The following is a 20,416-nucleotide window of genomic DNA, read 5'->3' as shown; positions in this document are numbered from 1 at the left end:
CCCACGCCGTGGCCTGGACGCAGCCCGGGATTGCTCAGATTCCGAGATCGAGTTGTGCGGCCGGTGGTCGGGTGGGTCTCGGCGGGGGCGGTGGGGCCTCGAGGCAGGACGGGTCGTCGTGTCGGATGCTGTTGACCCGTGGGTTGATCGGACGGCCCCTGATCTCGCTGCTGGCGAAGGGGTGGAGGAGCCGGGTGAGCGGGGTGGGCGCCACCAGGTAGGGGTCGAGCCAGGCCTCGCACGCTTCACCGTCGAGGATGGCCGGCATGCGGTCGTGAAAAGGTTCCACGACGGCGTTGGCCGAGGTCGTCAGGATGGCGTAGGTCTCGACCGGAGCCGCGTCGCGATCCGGCTGCCATCGATCCCAGAGACCGGCCATGGCGAACGGCCGGCCATCGTTCATGGAAAAGTGATAGGGCATTTTCTCGCCGGAGCGCCGCGACCACTCGATGAAGCCGTCGGCCAGAACGAGGCAACGACGGTGCCGGAACGGATCGCGAAAAGCGGGCTTGTCGGCCGCGGTTTCGCTGCGGGCATTGATCAGGATCGAAGGTTGGGAACCGCGGTGGGTCCAGTGTGGGATCAGCCCCCAGCGAAGCCGGGTGGCCGTGCGACCGGATGCGGTGGATTCGCGCCGGACAATGAGTCCCTCCTGGGTCGGGCCGAGATTGTAGCGGGGGCTCCACGAAGGCACCTGATCGAGAACGAATCGTTCCGCCAGGATCTTCTCCGGGGTGATCAGTGTGTAACGCCCGCACATGGTAAGCCGTCTCCTGCCGGAACTGGTTTTTCCCGTTGTTTCACTCGCCAGGTGTCGACGCCCCAGTCTCTTGGGGTCGGTCGCGGTGGATCTGCGGCAAGAGACTGCCGCCGCTGCACCTCCTGTCCCGAGACTTGCCGTTGCGGGACCGACGGGGAGCGGATTGGGGAAGTTAGGCTGGAACTGGTCTCTTGTCGAGCGGACACGGCGATGGGCCCAAGGTAAGCTTGCCGTCGGCCGGTTTCCAGCCAGACACTGGTCCCGTGCATCCGGCAACCCCTCTGGAACCCGTTATCCTGACCGATGGCCCGGTCCGCCTCGAACCACTTGCCGCCGTGCATGTCGACGGCTTGATGCGGGCGGGTGCCGAGCCCTCCATCTGGACCTATCTTCCGGAGGTCCGTTATCGGACCCGGTCCGACTTTGAACGACTCGTGGCCGAAGCCGACCGGGATCGGCGGGCGGGGCTGTCCCTTCCCTTCGCCATCGTCCGCTCGGAAAAAGGAGTCGACGCGGTGGTCGGAACGACCCGCTACATGGACATCCGGCTGCGGGACCGCGGGCTGGAGATCGGCTGGACCTTCCTGGATCCGGCTCATCAGCGCACCGACGTGAACACGCGGTGCAAGCGGCTCCTGCTCGGACATGCCTTCGAGCGCCTGGGCATGATCCGGGTCCAGTTGAAGACGGATCTGCGCAATATCCGGTCGCAGCGCGCCATCGAGCGACTGGGCGCCCGTCGCGAGGGAGTCCTCCGGCAGCATATGATCTGCGCGGACGGCCATATCCGCGACACCGTCTATTTCAGCGTGATCGCCAAGGAATGGCCGTTGGTCCGGGAAGGACTCGATCGACGACTTGCGCGGTCGCCGCCGCCGCCGGTTGATACCGCTCTCCCCCTGTCGCCATGAACCTGACCCTTGCGCTCATCCTCGGTGCGGCCCTCGGCTGTCTGTTGGTCGCGGCAGTCCATGCGGCCATGTGGTCGAAGGATCGTGAACGGTTCCTCTTCCTCGGTTCGGCCGCCTGGTCGGCCGGCACGGTCAGTTTCCTGTCGGAGGCCGCTTGGTTTTCCCTTCCCGGCAGCCCGTTCTGGCTGACCTTGACCGGCCTTTCCGGGGTGGTCAGCGCCGTCCTGCTCTTGGCGGCGGGGCACGCCCTGAAGCCGGAGCGGGTTCCGAGGATCTGGCTGTGGCTGGTCGGTGTATGTATTATATGGATACTTACATGCTCGATCGGCAGCTACCCGGCGGCCTTGCTGGTCGTTCCCTCGTCTGTCGTTTCGGGATTCCTCATGGTGCGGGCCGCGGCGGTCATCGCGACCCAGCGGTCGCAGGGAGGACCCGCGGCGATCGTTCTCGCCGGGACCCTTGCCCTTTGGGGTCTGCTCATCGCGACCTACCCGCTGGTTCCCTCGCCTTCGGCCATTCTCGACGGTTGTTACCTCGCGCAGATCATCTTCGGGGTGGTCACGGTGATCTGCACCCTGCTCTTTATTCTCGAGCGGTGGCGGGGGCAGTTCCGCAAGACGGAGGAGCAGCTGCGCCTATCGATCGAGCAGGCGGCGGACGGCCTGTTCATCACTGATTCGAACGGGCGCTACGTCGATGTGAATCGGCAGGCCTGTCAGCTTCTGCGCGGCTCAAGAGACCAGATCATCGGGCGAACGATCAATGATGTCCTTGGTCCGCGCGAGCCCGCTGTGGATCCGGGCGCCCTGGCCGAGATGGTGCGCGGGAGGATCATGCGGCGTGAGCGGGTTCTCAGGCGCTTCGATGGGTCGCTGGTCGAGGTCGAGGTCTGCGCCACCGGCCTTTCCGACGGACGGGTCCAGGCCATCATCCGTGACGATTCGGACCGGAAGCGGATGGAGCGGGCTCTCCAGGAAAGTGAAAACCGATTTCGATCGCTGGTGGAACACCTGCCGATCGGGGTGGCCCTCTGGGATCAGGATTACCGCTATGTTTACATCAATCCGATCTTCGCCGAGCTCAACGGATTGTCGGTCGAGGATCATATCGGACGGACCCTCGCCGAGGTGGTGCCATCCGCATCCGGGCGACTGCAGATGATCCTCCAGCAGGTTCTTTCAACGGAGAAGGCGATCTTTGATCTGGAAGATGTCTTGGAAGCGGACGCCCCGACTGAACGGACACGTTCCTGGCGGGCGACCTTTTTCCCGGTGCATGACGCACAGGACCGACCGGCAGGGGTCGGCTGTTGCGCCATCAACGTGACGATAGGGAACCCGTCCGGGCCGCCTCAACCCCGTTCTTGAGGCGTTGCAGACCCTGTTCCAGGGTGGTCGTTGGGCAGGCAAAATTCAGCCGCACCTGGTCGGCGCCGCCGAATTCGCGCCCGCCGGAGAGGCCGATGCCGTGGCTCTCGAAATGGGTCACCGGATTCCGTAGTCCGAGTGGGGAGATGTCGAGCCAGGCCAGATAGGTGGCTTCGATCGGGTTGGCGGTGACGCCGGGCAGTTCCCTGCGCACGAAGTCCAGAAGTCGGTCGCGGTTGGCCCTGAGATGGTCGAGCAGGGCAAGTCGCCACGGCTCGCCCTTCCTCCAGGCCGCCTCGAAACAGGTGAAGCCGAAGCAGCTCACTTCCGCCAGGATCCCGGCGCCGGCCCGTTTGAAGGCGCTCCGCAGTCTCGGGTCCGGGATGACGGCGAGACCGCAGGCCAGACCGGCGGTGTTGAAGGTCTTGCTCGGGGAGATCAAGGTGATGGATCGTTCGGCGATCCCGCTGGAAAGGGTGGGCCAGGGGATGTGCTCCAGCGGGTCGAGGATCAGTTCACAGTGGATTTCATCCGAGCAGACTATCAGGTCATGGCGAAGGCTGAAATCGGCGAGCCGCTCCAGTTCGTTCCGGCGATAGACCCGGCCGATGGGATTGTGCGGGTTGCAGAGCAGCAGGAGGCGGGTCCGTGTGTCGACGGCCGCCTCCAGTGCCTCCCAGTCAATCTGCCAGGCGTCGCCCGCCTTGAGGACGGGGACGTCGATCCGTTTCCGGTCCGCATGAAGCGGTGAAGTGAGGAATGGGCCGTAGACCGGCGTCATCGTGAGAACGGAATCCCCCGGTTGACCGACCGCCCGGCAGGCGAGGTTGAGTCCGCGGACCAGGCCCGGCAGCCAGACCAGCCACTCCGGTTGGATCGCCCATTCGAATTTCCGATCCATCGCCTCGACGGCCGCTTCGATGGTGGACGGGGTCGGGCCCGCATAACCGAAGACGCCTTCAGACAGCCGTGCAGCGAGGGCCTCCTGGATTTCCGGGGCACATTTGAAGTCCATGTCGGCCACCCACATGGGGAGGATGTCGCGTCCCCGGTAGCGTTGCCATTTCTGGCTGTCGGAATGGGAGCGGTCGACGACGGATTCGAAGTCGTATTTCATGGAATCGCTGGAGGAATCACCGGCCCACTCCGGGACCGTCGGGCAGGGAATCCTCCTTGGCGGGTGGGGTTTGGGGCAGAGGATTGAGGAGCGAGGCGACAACAGTCACGGCGAGGACCAGGCCGACCACGGCGAGCGAAACCTGGATGGAGAGGTGGTAGAAACCGGACAGGAGCATCTTGACCCCGACAAAAATGAGAATCAACGCCAGTCCGTAGGAGAGATAGCGGCAGTAGTTCATCAATCCTGAGACCGCGAAGAAGATCGATCGCAGACCGAGGATGGCGAAGATATTGGAGGTGAAGACGATGAAGCGATCCTGGGTGATGGCCAGGATGGCGGGGATCGAATCGAAGGCGAAGACGACATCGACGAAATCGACCACCACGAGGACGAGGAAGAGGGGGGTGGCCAGCCAACGCCCGTTGCGCCGGATGAAGAAATCGCTTCCCGAGAACTCATGGGAGAACGGCAGGAAACGGGTGATGACCCGGACCACCCACATCCTGGAAATGTCTTCCTGCTCGTGCTGGGGCCTGGCCATCTTGATGCCGGTGAAGACGAGGAAAGCCCCGAAGACATAGACAATCCATTCGAAGCGGGTGATGATCTCGATGCCGGCGAAGATGAACACGGCCCTCAGGATCACCGCCCCCAGGATGCCCCAGAAAAGAACCCGGTGGTGATAGATGGAAGGGACCCCGAAGTAGCTGAAGATGACAATGAAGACAAAGACGTTGTCGACGCTGAGGGACAGCTCGATCAGGTAACCGGTAAGAAACTCGAGCCCGGATTGCGGACCCTGCCAGAAATAAACAATCAGGTTGAAGCTCAGGGCGAGCGTGACCCACACTGCGCACCAGCCGAGGGCTTCCTTCATGCCGACCTCGCGGGACTCCTTGTGAAAGAGCCCGAGGTCGATCGCCAGCATGGCCGTGATGAACAGGAGAAAGGCGGCCCAGGCCCATGGAGGGAAAGTGTGGAGGGATTCAGTCATGATCGCGGCGAAGACCGAAACGCTGAACCCGGACCCGCCCCGAGAAAAGCTTTTTGCTTGGTCGGGGCCGCTCAACCCGTAGTTTTGCAGTGCTTTGTTCAACCATCCTCTGCTCTTCGTCTTCTTTCTCCTTCTCTCGCCGTTATTTCCGCCTGGCGCTTTCGGGCAGACACCCGCCACTTCGGAGGGTGTCGCCGCGGCACTGTCGGAGGCACGTCCAACCGATCCGACCGAGCCGGCCCATGTTGTGGCGGAGCGGACACTCCAGCAGGAAGCGGTTGCCTGGATGCGTGGTCTGTTGCGGGCAAAGGTCGGAGACAATACCGGGCGCCAGATCCTGCTCTCGTTTGCCATCCTCCTCTTCACCCTGCTGGTCCGCAAGGCTGTCCTGGAGTTTCTCCTTGCCCGCCTGAAGAGTCTGACCGCCCGAACCTCTTCCCGCTACGATGACGGCCTCCTGACCGCCCTGGAGGGGCCGGCCGGAAGCCTGTTGCTGGTTGTCGGACTCTTTTTCTCGGTCACGACCCTGAGTCTCGATGGGACGGTGGACCTGGTCGTTTTCCGCCTTTTCCAGGCGTCCACTCTGGTGGTCGTATTCTGGGGAATTCTCCGACTGGTCGACCTCCTGGCCGAAATCCTGCAGGACCTGGCCCGAGATCGGGGTCAGTCGATCTACCATTTCATCCCCCTGATCAAGAGGGCGGCCCGCGTCTTTCTGATCCTGATCGGGGCCATCCTGGTGGTGCAGAACCTCGGCTATTCGGTCGGCAGTCTGCTGGCGGGCCTGGGAATCGGCGGCCTGGCGGTCGCCTTGGCGGCCCAGGAGTCCCTCTCCAACTTCTTCGGGTCGGTCTCCATCGCGGCGGACCGTCCGTTCAAAGTCGGGGACTGGATCCAGGTCGGTGACCGGATCGACGGCGACGTCGAGGAAGTCGGTCTGCGGTCGACCAAGGTGCGGACCTGGGCGAAGTCCCAGCTTTCCATTCCAAACAAGGTCCTCGCCAATGAGATCATCGAGAACTGGAGCCGGATGCCCAAGCGCAGGGTCAAGCAGGTCATCGGAGTCACTTATGAGACGAAGCCCGACCAGATGGAGGAACTGGTCGAGGCCATCCGTGGGATTCTCAGGGAGGACAAAGACGTCCACCAGGAATTCATCCTCGTCAATTTCACCGACTTCGGCAGCAGTTCCCTCGACATTCTGGTCTACTATTTCACGGTGACGACGAAGTGGCTCGCGCACATGGACATCCGTCAGCGGATCAACCTGAAGATCATGCGGGCGATTGAGGCGCGCGGGCTTTCCGTGGCCTTTCCGACCCGGACCATCTACTTCGAGGGCGATGTGGCGCGGCGGGCTATGGCGCGTGATCAGCCGGGTTGATCACGGAACGGCGCCTTGTCGTGCCGGGACCGGATGCCTCGGCCTCGGGCCGGCCGATGCGGACGATGGCGTATCGAAAAACGGGTTATGTGTCCGTCCGGATCCCTGGGGGGGGTCCCTGTCCTAATAGATCGGCGCCACTTTCATAAAATAATCTAATGCAATGGCTTGCGGTTCCGTTTTTTCCGGTGCCTACGATATTTCCCTAAGGCTCGTTCAGGGTTGTCCGGATCTCTTTGGGTTTGAGGCAAGGGTCCATCGTGAGTAGTTTCCTCCATTGTTGGATGCCTCCGGTCTCGAGGTGTTCGACTTCGAACCCGGCTGTCTTTCCAGTTGTCCCATGCGCCCGTTGCAGAACGACCTGTTTGCCCTTGAGAAGGGCCTTGTCGTTATTGACACCCGGCGTCTGAAGCGGGATCCGGACGCGGTTCGCGGTCTGTTTGCGGAGACATGAGAATAAACCAATGGTGGTCAGTAGAAGAGCAAGACTCCAGGGCCACGCAATCAGGGAACAATTTATGAAGAACTGGAATATCGGGTTTTGGCGCAGCGGCTTGGCCGGTGCATTTTGTCGGTTTCTTGGGGTCTTGGCTCTCGGATGGTCCGCTCAGACCGGTCTCGGTCAGACCAATCTGGTCAAGAATGGCGATTTCAGTGATGGGTTGACCGACTGGAAGACGGTTGGGGATGTCACCGCCCAATCCTTTCATGCGGTCCTGACCGATTCCGGAGAGGACCCGGTTCTTTACCAGGCGGTGACCGGGGGCAGTTACGCTTACGAGCTCCGATTCGACATTGATCTGGGGGGGGTCTCGGACCGCCCGGGATCCGGCACTTTCGACGAGATCAAGTTCGTCGTCTACGAAGGCGACTCCGCCGCCACACTGACACCGGAGACCGCCGCAAAATCACAGATTCTCATGCAGGGCAACGCCAGTGGCCTGACCGCGCTGGTCCCGAACGCGCAGATCGCGCCCAACCCGGTGCTCGGATCCGGTTATGCCAGTGCGGTGGTTGAGATTTTCAGCAGTTATCCGGCCATCGCCGGGGGGGTGACCATCGTCAATCAGAATGGTCTGGCCGACAGTGAGGTCCGGGTCACCAATGTGCGACTCTATGCGGTCGATCGCGGTCGACTTTCCAATATCTCCAATCGCGGTCCGGTCGGAACCGGCCCGAACCGGATGATTGTCGGTTTTGTCGTGAGCGGCGCGGACAAGAAGTCCGCCGTGGTCCGGGGGGCTGGCCCCTGGCTGGGTGCGCTCAGCGTGCCCAATTCCCTGGAAGATCCCTCCATGCAGCTGAAGACGCTCGCGGGGACCATCCTGTCGACCAATGACAATTGGGAGACCGGGAACAACAAGACCGAATTAATCGACGCCATGACCAAGGTGGGGGCGTGGCAGATTCCATTTGCGGACGGAAGCAAGGATTCGGCCATCTTTTACAGTGAGGGTGGAGGCCTGGGCAGCGGCCAGTATTCGGTCGTTGTCTCCGGTAACAACCTGACGGGAGACCAGAGTCAGATCGCCATTGCCGAGGTTTACGACTACGATGTCTTCGGGGACGGCGCGACCGAGCTGGTCAACATCTCCAACCGGGGCAAGACGTCATCGGGGGCCGGAGCGCAGATTCCGGGTTTTGTCATCGCCGGCAACCGGGGGCGCATCGTGCTGATCCGTGTGGTCGGGCCGTCCCTGGCCAGTTTTGTGACGGGCACCCTGGACGATCCCAAACTCACCCTGCTGCAGGGCAATGACGTGGTGGAGACCAATGATGATTACGGAGACGCGATCAACGCCGACCAGATTCTGGCGACGAGTGAACGGGTGGGCGCCTTCGCGCTGCTTCCGGGCGCCAAGGATTCGGCCATCCTGATGGCATTGCAGCCGGGCGTCTACACGGCCAAGGCCCAGGTGCAGAATGCCGGAGACAGCGGCGTTGTCCTGGTCGAGGTCTACATGGTGTCCAACACCCGCCCGATCGCGGGCCTGCACCCGGTCTTCGTTTCGACCCAGGGCTCGACCACCCTGCCGATGGACGAGATCCTCAGCTCGACCCAGGACCCCGAGGGTGATATCCTCGCGATTGCCAGTTTCGGCCAGCCGGCCAACGGCGAGATCACCCAGAATCTCGACGGTGAGCTGGTCTTTACCAATGACATCGGATTTGTCGGGCAGACCATCTTCAACTACACTCTGTCGGACGGAGAATTTGAGAGTGCTCCGGGCACGATCGGCCTGAATGTCGCGCCTCCGGGTTCAAAGGTCTGGCTGGGCGGCAGCTCGGGCAATTTCAGCGACCCGGCCAATTGGGCCGGCGGAGCCGCGCCCGGGGCGACGGACGATGTCTGGATTGTGCCTCTCGGGGACACCGATATTACCCTCGATCAGGATACGACTCTGAAATCCCTCCGCATCGGGGGTATTGGGTCGCAGGTGGACTTCACCATGCAGTTTGGCCGGACCCTGACCACCTCGGGCAAGATCGACGTGGCCCCGGGCTCGACCTTTGACCTGCAGAGCGGCACGGTCAGCACCGGTGACAACTTCACGATCGCCGGCACCTTCAAACAGACAAGCAACGGGACCATGAAGGGCAACGGCTCGACCATTATTGAAGTGGGCGGAGTCGCCGACCTCATGAACGGCCAGTTGAGGCTCGAGGGCGGGCGCGATTTCATCAACCGCGGCAAGGTCAACCAGAGCAATAATGCCTATCTCTATGCGAGCGGAGGCACCTCGGACGTGACCAATGCGGCGGGGGCGGATTGGGACGTCAACCATACCACCGGCTACTTTGCCTATCAGGACAATACCGGTGCGCTTTCCTTCATCAACGCCGGCGACCTCTACAAGCCGACCACTTCAGGGACCGCGACCTTCGGGTATCCCAATACGGGCACGTCAACCTTTTCCAATCAGGCGACCGGCCGTGTTCTCGTCGAGGGCGGAACCTTCCAGTTTTACGGATCCGGAGCCGGTACCCACGCCGGTGAGCTGATGATAGCTCCGGGAGCGGAGGCTCTCTTCCAGTATGGTACCCACACCTTTGCCAGCGGATCGAAGATCAGCAGCACGGGAACGTTCAACGTGGGGAGCCAGACCAACGTTGTCATCGCCTCGGCCAACGTCCTGGAGACGTTGAAGCTCTCCGGCAACGGTGAGCTCGACTATACCGGCACCCTCACCGTGACCGATTTCACCCAGGAAGGCAGCAGTCGGCTCAAGGGCGACGGCGATATGATCGTGACCAACTCCCTCAATTGGACCTCCGGCTATCAGGATGGGTCCGGGACGACGGTTGTTCAAGACGGGGCCACGGCCACGCTCAACAACAGCAATCTCTATCTCAACGGGAACCGCAACTTCACGAACCATGGTGAGGTCACCCAACTGGGCAACGCCCTGCTGTATGCAACCGACGGGACCCAGTCGGCCGTGACCAATGGTGAAGACGGCACCTGGCTCCTTAATCTGTCCAACAACCGCTACGTGGCCTACCCGGCCAACGACGGCAGCCGGCTCGACTTCAACAACGCCGGCATCCTGACCAAGCAGAACAACCAGAATGTCAATTCGATCGGCTACGCCTGGGGAACGTCGAACTTCTCCAACACCGGGACGATCAACATCCCGGGAGGCGTTCTCCAGATTGACGGCAACGGTGCGGCGGCCCACGACGGCACGCTTGTGATCGCCTCCGGCGCCGAGGTCAACCTGAGCCGCGGCACCCATACCTTCGGTGAGGATGCCGTGATCAGCGATACCGGGACCCTCAACGTCTCCAGTGTGGCCTCAGTCAGCGTCCCGAATCCCCTGACTCTCGAATCCCTCAAGATTTCCAACGGCACCCTCAACGCCGGCGGGGATATCACGGTGGCGGAGTTCACCCAGAGTGCGGGCACCTTCACCAGTTCCAAGGACTTGAACGTTACGGACACACTGACCGTGACAGGCGGGACTCAGAACGGTATCGGAACCACCATCCTTGGTGCGGACGGAACGGGAACCATGACTTCCGGGCGTTGGGAATTCAAAGGCGGTCGGGGTTTCACCAATCAGGGTGAGTTGACCCTGTCCGGAAACTCCGGGTTCTACGCCAACGACACCTCGCAGTCGACCTTCACCAATGCGAAGGACGCGATCCTGACCTCGAACCTCGCCAACGGGCAGTACATCATCTATGCCAACACCGGCTCGGCGACCGCGAATCTGGTCAACGCGGGCAGACTGGTCAAAGCCAACCTCGTCGGCACCAACTATATCGGTTACGCGAGTTATGCGACCAATGTCACCAACACCGATACCGGAACGATCGAGGTTGCCGGCGGAGTTCTCGATTTCCGCGGCGGCGGGACCAGCACCTATGCGGGCACCCTGACCATTGCGGAAAATGCCACGGCCTATTTCTATGGCGGGACCCATACCTTCCAGAGCGGGGCCTCGGTGACGAACTCCGGCACGTTTGAAGTGGCCAATAACACGGTCTCAATCGCGGGTGCCCTGACCATCCCGAATCTCAAGATCAGCAACGGTACTTTGAGCGCGGGAGGGGCCCTGACCGTGGAGACCTTCACGCAGAGCAACGGGACCCTGACCAGTTCGGCTGACTTGACCGTATCCGATTCCTTCACCTGGACCGGTGGTTATCAGACGGGCTCGGGCACCACCATCATCGGCAGCCAGGCGACGGCGAATCTCTCCACTGGATCGACGCTCTACCTGCGCAACAACCGCAAGTTGACCAATAACGGCACGCTGACCATTGGCGGAGGCAGCTCGCTCTATGCCGACCAGGGATCGCAGTCGGTGGTGACCAATGCGGTGGGGGCCACCTTCACGGTGAACTCGAACGCCAGCAACTATATTGCCTACACCGACGGGAGCAGCAGCATGACGTTCGTCAATGCCGGCACCCTGACCAAGACGAACAGTGCCCTGGTCTACATGGGCACGAATGGAGGCACCACCACCTTCAGCAACCTTGCTTCGGGAACGGTCGACGTACAGGGCGGCACGCTGGAATTCCGCGGAGTCGGCGGAGGCACCCATCAGGGCGCGCTGACCGTGGCCGAATTCGCCAAGGTCTCCTTCCGCTACGGTGCCCATGTCTTCGCGTCCGGCTCGAGCATCAATGACTCCGCCACGCTGACGGCTGAAAGCGGTGGCTCAACCTCGGTGACCTTCAACCAGGCCGAAACCCTGGCGGCGCTCCAGATGACCAACGCCACCGTGTCCGTTGGCGCGAATCTCACGGTCGGGACGTTCACCCACACCAGTGGAACCCTTACCGGCACCGCGAATCTGACGGTGACCGGATCTGCCGTTCTAACCAATGGCGCGCACACCGGTTCGGGAACCACGATCTTTGATACGGGATCAAGCGTGAACCACACGGGGGTCATTTATCTGGAATCGGGGCGGAAGATCATCAATCGGGGAACCTACAGCCTGACCGGAAATGGCTACTGGTCGTCACGGGGGGGCATCGGCAATCCGGTCGGGACCGTGACCAACGCTTCCGCGGGCAACTGGACCATCACCGGTACCCGTCTGGTGAACAACGACAGCAGCTCGTCGATCGTGTTTGTCAATGACGGGACTCTGATCAAGTCGGGGGTTGGCAACTGCTCCTTCGGGACGAGCAGCGGTCTCTCCACCTTCACCAACAATGGTACCCTTGAGGTGCAGGGAGGTTCGTTCAATATGGGAACGGCTTCGACCCTCACCTTCGCGGGCGGCAGCACGGCCAGACTGACCACCTCGGGTCAGACCAACAACAAGGTGATTGACGGAGGCGCGACGATCAACTTCGGAGGCACCCTCCAGGTCCTGCTCGCAACCGGATTCGCCCCGGCGAACGGGCAGACGATCACGCTCCTTGATTACAGTTCTCGCAGCGGGACGGTGAGCACGTTGACGGCGCCGGGTGGCTACACCTCCCTGACGCCTGACTACAAGGCCACCGCGCTGGACATCACCTTCAACCAGTAGAGCAGTTCTCTGACGAAGCAGGATCATACGATCCTCATCGTGGGTCCGGGCGGCGCCTCTGCGGAGGCGCCGCCTTTTTGTTTCGCCACCCCGCCCGGCTTCCGGTTTCAATGGGCGGAGATCTCCCTCGCCGCATGTCGATCGTCCGTTCCGATTATCCATTCATCAACCGTTCGCCCTCCGCGCAGAACGCCATTGATCTCTTCGAGAGCTGGGCCAGTCGTTTCCCGGATGAGGCCGGAGTGACGGCGGGTCAGGCCGGGCTCTTTGACGATCCCCGGGTGTATTGGGCGGACGAGAAGCTCAAGGCAATGGCGGGCGTGGGGTTCGGGGGGCAGTCCGTGGTCGAACTGGGGCCCCTCGAAGGCGGACATTCCCATATGCTCTCCCGTCTGGGGGTGCGTCGTCTGGAGGCGATCGAAGCCAATGCCATTGCCTACCTCAAATGCCTGGTGGCGAAGGAGACCCTGGGGATGCCCAACGTGCACTTTCTGCTGGGTGACGCCGTCACTTACCTGGCAGAGCGATCCGGGGATCCGGAAGCGGGTTGGGATATCGGCTTCTGCTGTGGTTTCCTCTACCATCTGACGGATCCGGTCGGCCTGATCCGGCTGCTTTCGGTGACCTGCCGGCGGATCTATCTGTGGACGATCACTCATCATCCCAGCCTGTTCGAAAAGCAGCCCGCCATGGCCGAGCGGTTCGGACCGCCTCAACCGACGGTCTCCCACGGATTTGCCCACACCCTCCATCCCCATTTCTACGGGGACACCTTCAAGGTGCATCAATTCCTGGGAGGCACCGAGCCCCAGGCCTGCTGGATGACTTCGGCGGACATCCTGGCGGCGCTCCGCCACTTCGGCTTCACCTCCATCATCGAAACGCAGGAGGACAATCCTTATGGGATGGCACTTTCGCTGGTCGCGGCGAAGGAATGAGCTACGAAGGGATTCTCAGGGCGGACGGCCCGGCGGTCCGTCCCCACCCGTTCGACCTGAGGGCAGGGCGTGACCGCTGGGCGCGCCTTCGAAGCGCTGAGAACTACCGCAATTACGCCCGGTAGCAAGGGGACTCGACAATAAGGTTCTCTAATTTCTCGAAGGGGCGTGATAAAACAAACTGGATTTCGCCTGCGACAAGGTCCATAGTGCTTTCATTCCCCCAGACACCTACGCTTCCGCGGTTGCTGTAATTGAAAGGCCCCCCGGGATTTCGGGGACGGGTGGTTTGGGCCACCACGATCGGGATTGTGGAGACCGCGGTTGCGGGATCGGTTGCCATTTGATTCGCAGACAGGCTGCGGACGATAGCTGAACGGCAAAACTGTGCGAGGCAGGCGTTCCGACGTGGCAGTCGGGTTGGTCTGCCCTGGAGCCATTGAATGACCGGAAGACAGGTCATGGCCGCCATGTGTCTGAGTCTTTCAACGACACTTTCAACAAATCGGGGTAGCGACCTCATCAATCAGGGAGACTCTATGAAAAACGGGATGACTGGATCGAATCGCAATGGCCTGGCCATTGTCGTCGGCAAGATGGTGGCGGCTGTTGTCATGGGCATTTTGGTACAATCGGCTGCGGGCCAGGCCAATCTGTTCAAGAACGGCGACTTCGGCGACGGACTGACCGATTGGAAATCGCAGGGAAACGTCACGGTGGGCATGTTCCAGGCGGTGGTGGCGGATACGGGCGGCGACGCGATCCTCTACCAGGCGGTGACAGGCGGCAGTTATGCCTACGAGCTTCGATTTGACGTCGATCTGGGTGGGCTCTCGAACCAGGCCGGTTCGGGATCGTTTGATTCGGTGCGCCTGGTTGTTTACGAAGGTGACTCGGCCGCCGCGTTGACACCCGCGACCGCGACGAAGCAGCAGGTCCTGATCGAGGGGAATGCGAGCGGATTGACCGCCCTGGTGCCCAACGCGCAGTATGCGGCCAACCCGATGCTGGGTCCGGGCTACGTCAGCGTGGTGGTGGAGATCTTCAGCAGCAGCCCGGCAATAGCTCCGGCGATGCAGCTGTTCAACACGAACGGGCAAGCCGACAGTGTGATCGGCGTCTCCAACGTGCGGTTGATCGCGGTCGACCGGGGTCGGCTCTCCAATATCTCCAACCGCGGTCCGGTGGGGACCGGACCCAACCGGATGATTGTCGGCTTCGTCGTGAGCGGTGCGGGCAAGAAGGCGGCGGTGGTCCGGGGGGCGGGCCCCTGGCTGGGTGCGCTCAATGTGCCCAATTCCCTGCAGGATCCCTCCATGCAGTTGAAGACGCTGGCAGGGACGGTCCTGGCGTCCAATGATGATTGGGAGATCGGGAACAACAGGACCGAACTGATCGATGCGATGACCCGGGTGGGGGCGTGGCAGCTTCCCTTTGCGGACGGAAGCAAGGACTCGGCCATTTTCCAGAATGCCGGCGGCGGATTGCCCGGCGGCCAGTATTCGGTCGTTGTCACGGGCAACAACCTGACGGGGGACCAGAGCCAGATTGCCATTGCCGAAGTCTACGACTACGATGCCTTTGGTGACGGGGCGACCGAGCTGGTCAATATCTCCAACCGGGGCAAGACCTCGCAGGGAGCCGGAGCGCAGATTCCGGGTTTTGTCATCACCGGCAACCGGGGTCGCATCGTCCTGATCCGGGTGGTCGGGCCGTCGCTGGCCAGTTTTGTGACGGGCACCCTGGACGATCCGAAACTGACCCTGCTGCAGGGCAATGATGTGGTGGAGACCAATGATGATTACGGAGACGCCATCAACGCCGACCAGATCCTGGCGGCCAGTGAACGGGTGGGCGCTTTCGCCCTGGAGCCGGGAGGCAAGGATGCGGCCATCCTGATGGCGTTGCAGCCGGGTGTCTACACGGCCAAGGCCCAGGTCAAGAATGCCGGAGAGAGCGGTGTGGTGCTGGTCGAGGTCTACATGGTGTCCAATACCCGTCCGGCGGCCGCTCTCCGCTCGGTCTTTGTCTCGACGGCCGGCTCGACCACCCTGCCGATGGACGAGATCCTCAATCCGGTCCAGGATGCCGAGGGTGATATCCTCGCGGTGGCCAGCTACACCCAGCCGCTCAAGGGCGAGATCAGTGAAGATCTTGATGGAGCTCTGGTTTATACGAACGAACTGGGCTTTATCGGGCAGACGATGTTCAGGTACACCCTGACTGACGGGGAATACGAGAGCGCACCGGGCACGATCGGCCTGAATGTCGCGCCTCCCGGTTCCAAGCTCTGGGTGGGCGGCACTTCGGTCAACTTCAGTGATCCGGCCAATTGGGCCGGCGGGCAGGTTCCCGGCGCCAATGACGATGTCTGGATCGTTCCGGCTGAACCGACCGAAGTGAATATCAACCAGGCAACCGAGTTGAAATCCCTCCGGGTGGGCGGGATCGCCTCCCAGGTCACGCTCAAGATGCAGTCCGGCCAGAACCTGACCACGACCGGACCCCTGGAGGTGGCAGCTGGTTCCTCCCTGAACATGTCGAATGGAACCCTCACCACCGGCCAGAACGCGCGCATTCTGGGCACGCTCAACTGGACCGGCGGCACCATGAACGGGGCGGGTTCCACCGTGATCGAGAACGGCGCCGTGGCCAACCTTTCCAATTCGCTGCTCCTGACCGGCAACCGGGGCTTCCTCAATCGGGGCACGGTCAACCAGACCGGCTACTCCTATCTCCGGACAAACGGGGGTTCGAACTCCACCATCACCAACGCGGCCGGAGCGGTCTGGAATGCCGATATCCAGAACGGCTACTATATTGCCTACAGCGAGGACTCGGCCAGCACCCTCAATTTCGCCAATGCCGGCAGGCTGGTCAAGAACGGCTCGGGGACCAACTATCTCGGGAACAGCAGTGGTCCGTCCCCTGTGACCAATACCGGCATTATCGATGTCAGGTCGGGTACCCTCCAATTCGAGGGCCTCGGAACATCGACCCACAGTGGAACCACCCTGATCGCGGAAGGGGCCGCCGTGCTCTACAACCGGGGTACCCATAATTTCCCGACAGGAGCCGCAGTCACCGGAGGCGGCAGCTTCAGCGTGGGCACCGGCACGGTATCCCTGACTGACAGCATGACCCTGCCCAAGCTCTCGGTCGCCAACGGGACATTCACCTACAACGGGAATCTCACCGTCGGCGCTTTCTCCCAGAGCGGTGGGACGATCACCGGCAATGGCAACCTGACCGTCACCGATACTGCGGAATGGACCGGGAACACCATACAGGCCGGGGCGGGGACGACCGTCATTGCCGCCACGGCGACCGCGACCATGGAAGGGACGCACGCCCTCGATTCCAACCGCAAGTTCACCAACAACGGCACCTTCACCCAGAACGGATACACCTACTTCCGGACCCGGGGCGGTTCGACTTCGACCATGACCAACGCGGCTGGGGCCAACTGGAATGTGAACGTCATCAACGGCTTGATTTTCGCCTACAGCGAGGACACCTCGAGCGTCCTGAATTTCGTCAATGCGGGAACGCTGACCAAACAGGGGGCTGCGCTGGCCAACTGGGGCTATTCACAGGGAGAAACCCGCATCACAAATACGGGATCAGTCCTGGTGACCGATGGCACCCTGCAGATCGATGGAAACGGCGCGTCGACCCATAGCGGCACCCTCAACCTGGCCGACGGGTCTTCCGCGGTATTCCTCCGTGGTAACCATGCCTTCCCCTCCGGGGCGGTCATTTCGGGCGACGGAACCTTCCAGGTAAGCGGTGTGGCCGCGGTCACCATCGCGGACAACGAGAGCCTGCCCAGATTGACGGTGACTGCAGGTACTTTGACCTACAACGGAACGCTCAGCGTCGGTGTCCTGAACCACTCCGGCGGAACCATCTCCGGCGCGGGCAACATGACCATCACCGACTCGGCCGAATGGTCGGGCAATACCATCCAGGCCGGCGCGGGCACGACCATCATAGCCGCTGATGCGACGGCGACCATGACCGGAACCCACGCACTCGACTCAAACCGGAAGTTCACCAACAATGGAGACTTCACCCAGAACTTAGGGGTCAACTTCAGGACCCGGGGTGGTTCGACCTCGACCATGACCAACGCCGCCGGGGCCACCTGGAACGTCAATTCGGCGGCCAACTACACCTTTGCCTATAGTGAGGACTCGTCCAGTATCCTCAATTTCGTCAACGCGGGCACGCTCACCAAAGGTGGGGTCGGCTTGGTCTACTGGGGCTATTCCCAGGGAGAGACCCGTATCACCAACACCGGATCAATCATTATCGCCGGGGGCAATCTGCAGTTTGAAGGAGCAGGCGTGTCGACCCACGGTGGCACTCTTGACGTGGCCGACGGAGCCTTCGCGATCTTCAACCGTGGCACCCATACTTTCCCCGCCGGAGCGGTCGTCTCGGGTGACGGAACGTTTTATGTGGCGGGTGTGGCGGCCGTCACCGTCACGGATAATGAAACCCTGCCCAGGTTGACGGTGACTGCAGGTTCGTTGACCTACAATGGAACGCTCAGCATCGGTGTCCTGACCCACTCCGGTGGAACGATTTCCGGCGCGGGCAACATGACCATTACCGGATCAGCAGAATGGTCGGGGAATACGGTCCAGTCAGGTGCGGGAACAACGGTCATCGCCAATACGGCAACGGCTACGATGACCGGCACCAACGTGCTTGAAGCAAATCGCAAGTTCACCAACATCGGAGACTTCACCCAGAATTTAGGGGTCTACTTCAAGACCCGGGGTGGGTCGAACTCGACCATGACCAACGCCGCAGGGGCCAACTGGAACGTCAATGCAGCGGCCAACTACACCTTTGCCTACAGTGAGGACTCGTCCAGCATCCTCAATTTCGTCAACGCGGGCACGCTCACCAAAGGTGGAGTCGGCTTGGTCTATTGGGGTTATTCCCAGGGAGAGACCCGTATCACCAACACCGGATCGATCGTTGTCGCCGGGGGCAATCTGCAGTTTGAGGGAAACGGTGCGTCGACCTACGGTGGCACTCTTGACGTGGCCGACGGAGCCTTCGCGGTCTTCAACCGTGGCACCCATACTTTCCCCACCGGAGCGGTCATCTCGGGCGACGGAACGTTCTACGTGGCGGGTGTGGCGGCCGTCACTATTACGGATAATGAAACCCTGCCCAGGTTGACGGTGACTGCAGGTTCGTTGACCTACAACGGAACGCTCAGCATCGGTGCCCTGAGCCACTCCGGTGGAACGATTTCCGGCGCGGGCAATATGACCATTACCGGCTCGGCGGACTGGACCGGCAATACGTTTCAAGCCGGTGCGGGTACGACGATAATTGCCAATGGAGCAGCGGCGACGATGACCGGCAGCAATGCCCTCGATGGGAATCGCGGATTCACCAACAACGGGACATTCACCCAGACCGGAGGCTGCTACTTCCGCACACGGGGTGGCTCGACCTCGACCATCACCAACGCGAGCGGGGCGAACTGGAACGTCAATGTCGCTCCGAATTACAATGTGGCCTACAGCGAGGACGGCTCAAGCACGCTCAACTTCGTCAATGCCGGTACCCTGACCAAACAGGGCAGTGGGTTGGTTTATTGGGGATCCGGATCGGGTGAGACCAAGATCACCAATACCGGATTGATCGTGATCTCGGGTGGAAATCTGCAGTTTGAGGGCTTCGGTGCCTCCACCCACGGCGGGACGCTTTCGATGGCGGACGGGACCTTCGCGATCTTCAATCGCGGAACCCATACCTTCCCGAATGGAGCCGATATCACCGGTAATGGGACGTTTTACGTGACCGGGGTGAGTGACGTAACCCTGGTGGCCAATGATACCTTGGCTGCATTGACCGTCGCCTCGGGCACCCTGACCTACAATGGGACCCTCAGCGTGGGTGCATTTGTTCAATCCGCCGGTACGATCTCGGGCGCGGGGAACCTGACCATCACCGGGACGGCTGATTGGAGTTCCAGCGGGGTTCAGACGGGGGCGGGCACCACCATCATTGCCAATGGAGCGACGGCCACCATGACGGGATCCCATTATCTGAATGGCAATCGGGATTTCACCAATAACGGTATCTTCACTCAGACGGGCGCAGTCTACTTCCGGACCAACGGCAATTCCAATACGACCATCACCAACGGGAATGGCGCCACCTGGAATATGAACATCGCAGCCGGATACCGCAGCTTCTATTGTGAGGGCGGTTCGGATACACTCGCCGTCATCAACAACGGAACCCTGACCCGGAGTATCGCCGGCCTCTTCTACATGGGGTATTCGACGGGGACCAACACCCTGACCAATAACGGGACAATCGACTTCAGCGTGGGCACGGTGCAACTCGATTTCAACACCGTCACCCTCGCGGGGGCCGGAACAGTCCGCCTGACCACCGACGGAACAACCAAGCCGATGACCCGTCCGGGTTCCCTGGGGATCGGCGGAACGCTGCAGGTGGTCCTGGCCTCCGGCTACAGCCCGGCCAACGGGACGACGGTCCGCTTGATCGACTATAGCTCAAAGACGGGAACCTTCAGCACGATCACCCCTCCGGCCGGCCGGACGGTTTCGCCGACCTACGCGGCCAACGGCCTCGACGTGACCATCAATTAGGTCCAGCGGCGGCGCGCCCGGAGGTCGCGCCCTACCAAAGTCAGAAGGTAGGGACGGACCGCCGGGCCGTCCGTTGCGGAGCATCCGTCCTGAGTCCCGGGTCATGAATTCTGCAAAGGTTCGATGCGCGGCGCGCCCGGAGGTCGCGCCCTACCCAAAGTCAGAGGGTAGGGACGGACCGCCGGGCCGTCCGTTGCTGGCCGAATCACCAGTCCGCGAGTTGTAGTCCCGGCAGTCCCTTGCCGGGTCCGAAGCCCAGGTTGCGGGCCCGGCAAGGGACTGCCGGGACTACAGAT

11 protein-coding genes are annotated in these 20,416 nt (G+C 61.7%); 8 read left to right on the top strand and 3 right to left on the bottom strand.

Annotation, left to right across the window (positions count from 1 at the left end; genetic code table 11):
- Positions 1–34 precede the first annotated feature (34 nt).
- Entirely contained in the window at positions 35–760 is a 726-nt protein-coding gene (locus R3F07_20420; protein MEZ5278758.1) for an SOS response-associated peptidase, read from the bottom strand.
- Between the two features lie 263 nt (positions 761–1,023).
- Here R3F07_20420 and R3F07_20415 point away from each other — a divergent pair, with 263 nt between their 5' ends.
- Together R3F07_20415 and R3F07_20410 are read left to right on the top strand one after the other, a co-directional pair.
- Positions 1,024–1,671 (top strand): GNAT family protein, encoded by a 648-nt coding sequence (locus R3F07_20415; protein ID MEZ5278757.1) that lies wholly within the window; start codon positions 1,024–1,026, stop codon positions 1,669–1,671.
- On the top strand, positions 1,668–3,038 hold the full coding sequence (locus tag R3F07_20410; protein ID MEZ5278756.1) for a PAS domain-containing protein: 1,371 nt from the start codon (positions 1,668–1,670) through the stop codon (positions 3,036–3,038). Before R3F07_20415 ends, R3F07_20410 begins: the two co-directional genes overlap by 4 nt.
- Here R3F07_20410 and R3F07_20405 read toward each other — a convergent pair.
- A complete protein-coding gene (locus tag R3F07_20405; protein ID MEZ5278755.1) occupies positions 2,989–4,155 on the bottom strand; it encodes a PatB family C-S lyase in 1,167 nt (388 codons plus the stop codon). The two genes, R3F07_20410 and R3F07_20405, sit on opposite strands and share 50 nt — an antisense overlap.
- 16 nt (positions 4,156–4,171) lie before the next feature.
- Complete coding sequence (locus tag R3F07_20400) at positions 4,172–5,152, bottom strand: TerC family protein (protein ID MEZ5278754.1); 981 nt, start codon at positions 5,150–5,152, stop codon at positions 4,172–4,174.
- 94 nt (positions 5,153–5,246) lie between these two features.
- Here R3F07_20400 and R3F07_20395 point away from each other — a divergent pair, with 94 nt between their 5' ends.
- The 6 genes from R3F07_20395 to R3F07_20370 all read left to right on the top strand — a co-directional run bounded on the left by R3F07_20395 (position 5,247) and on the right by R3F07_20370 (position 20,120).
- Positions 5,247–6,536 carry a mechanosensitive ion channel family protein gene (locus tag R3F07_20395; protein ID MEZ5278753.1) on the top strand — a complete coding sequence of 430 codons (1,290 nt, stop codon included), beginning with the start codon at positions 5,247–5,249 and terminating at the stop codon, positions 6,534–6,536.
- Positions 6,537–6,813: 277 nt separating this feature from the next.
- Positions 6,814–6,990, top strand: coding sequence for a hypothetical protein (locus R3F07_20390; GenBank protein MEZ5278752.1), 177 nt, complete (start codon positions 6,814–6,816; stop codon positions 6,988–6,990).
- A 64-nt stretch (positions 6,991–7,054) separates the two neighbouring features.
- Positions 7,055–12,532 carry a cadherin-like domain-containing protein gene (locus tag R3F07_20385; protein MEZ5278751.1) on the top strand — a complete coding sequence of 1,826 codons (5,478 nt, stop codon included), beginning with the start codon at positions 7,055–7,057 and terminating at the stop codon, positions 12,530–12,532.
- A 134-nt stretch (positions 12,533–12,666) separates the two neighbouring features.
- A complete protein-coding gene (locus R3F07_20380) occupies positions 12,667–13,470 on the top strand; it encodes a hypothetical protein (GenBank protein ID MEZ5278750.1) in 804 nt (267 codons plus the stop codon).
- Positions 13,467–13,595 (top strand): hypothetical protein, encoded by a 129-nt coding sequence (locus tag R3F07_20375; protein MEZ5278749.1) that lies wholly within the window; start codon positions 13,467–13,469, stop codon positions 13,593–13,595. Before R3F07_20380 ends, R3F07_20375 begins: the two co-directional genes overlap by 4 nt.
- Positions 13,596–14,021: 426 nt before the next feature.
- On the top strand, positions 14,022–20,120 hold the full coding sequence (locus tag R3F07_20370) for a cadherin-like domain-containing protein (protein ID MEZ5278748.1): 6,099 nt from the start codon (positions 14,022–14,024) through the stop codon (positions 20,118–20,120).
- Positions 20,121–20,416: the final 296 nt, after the last annotated feature.

The organism is Opitutaceae bacterium, from assembly GCA_041395105.1.
Taxonomy (GTDB): domain Bacteria; phylum Verrucomicrobiota; class Verrucomicrobiia; order Opitutales; family Opitutaceae; genus B12-G4.
The sequence above is the reverse complement of the archived record's forward strand: the minus strand, read 5'-3'. Positions and strand labels throughout refer to the sequence as shown.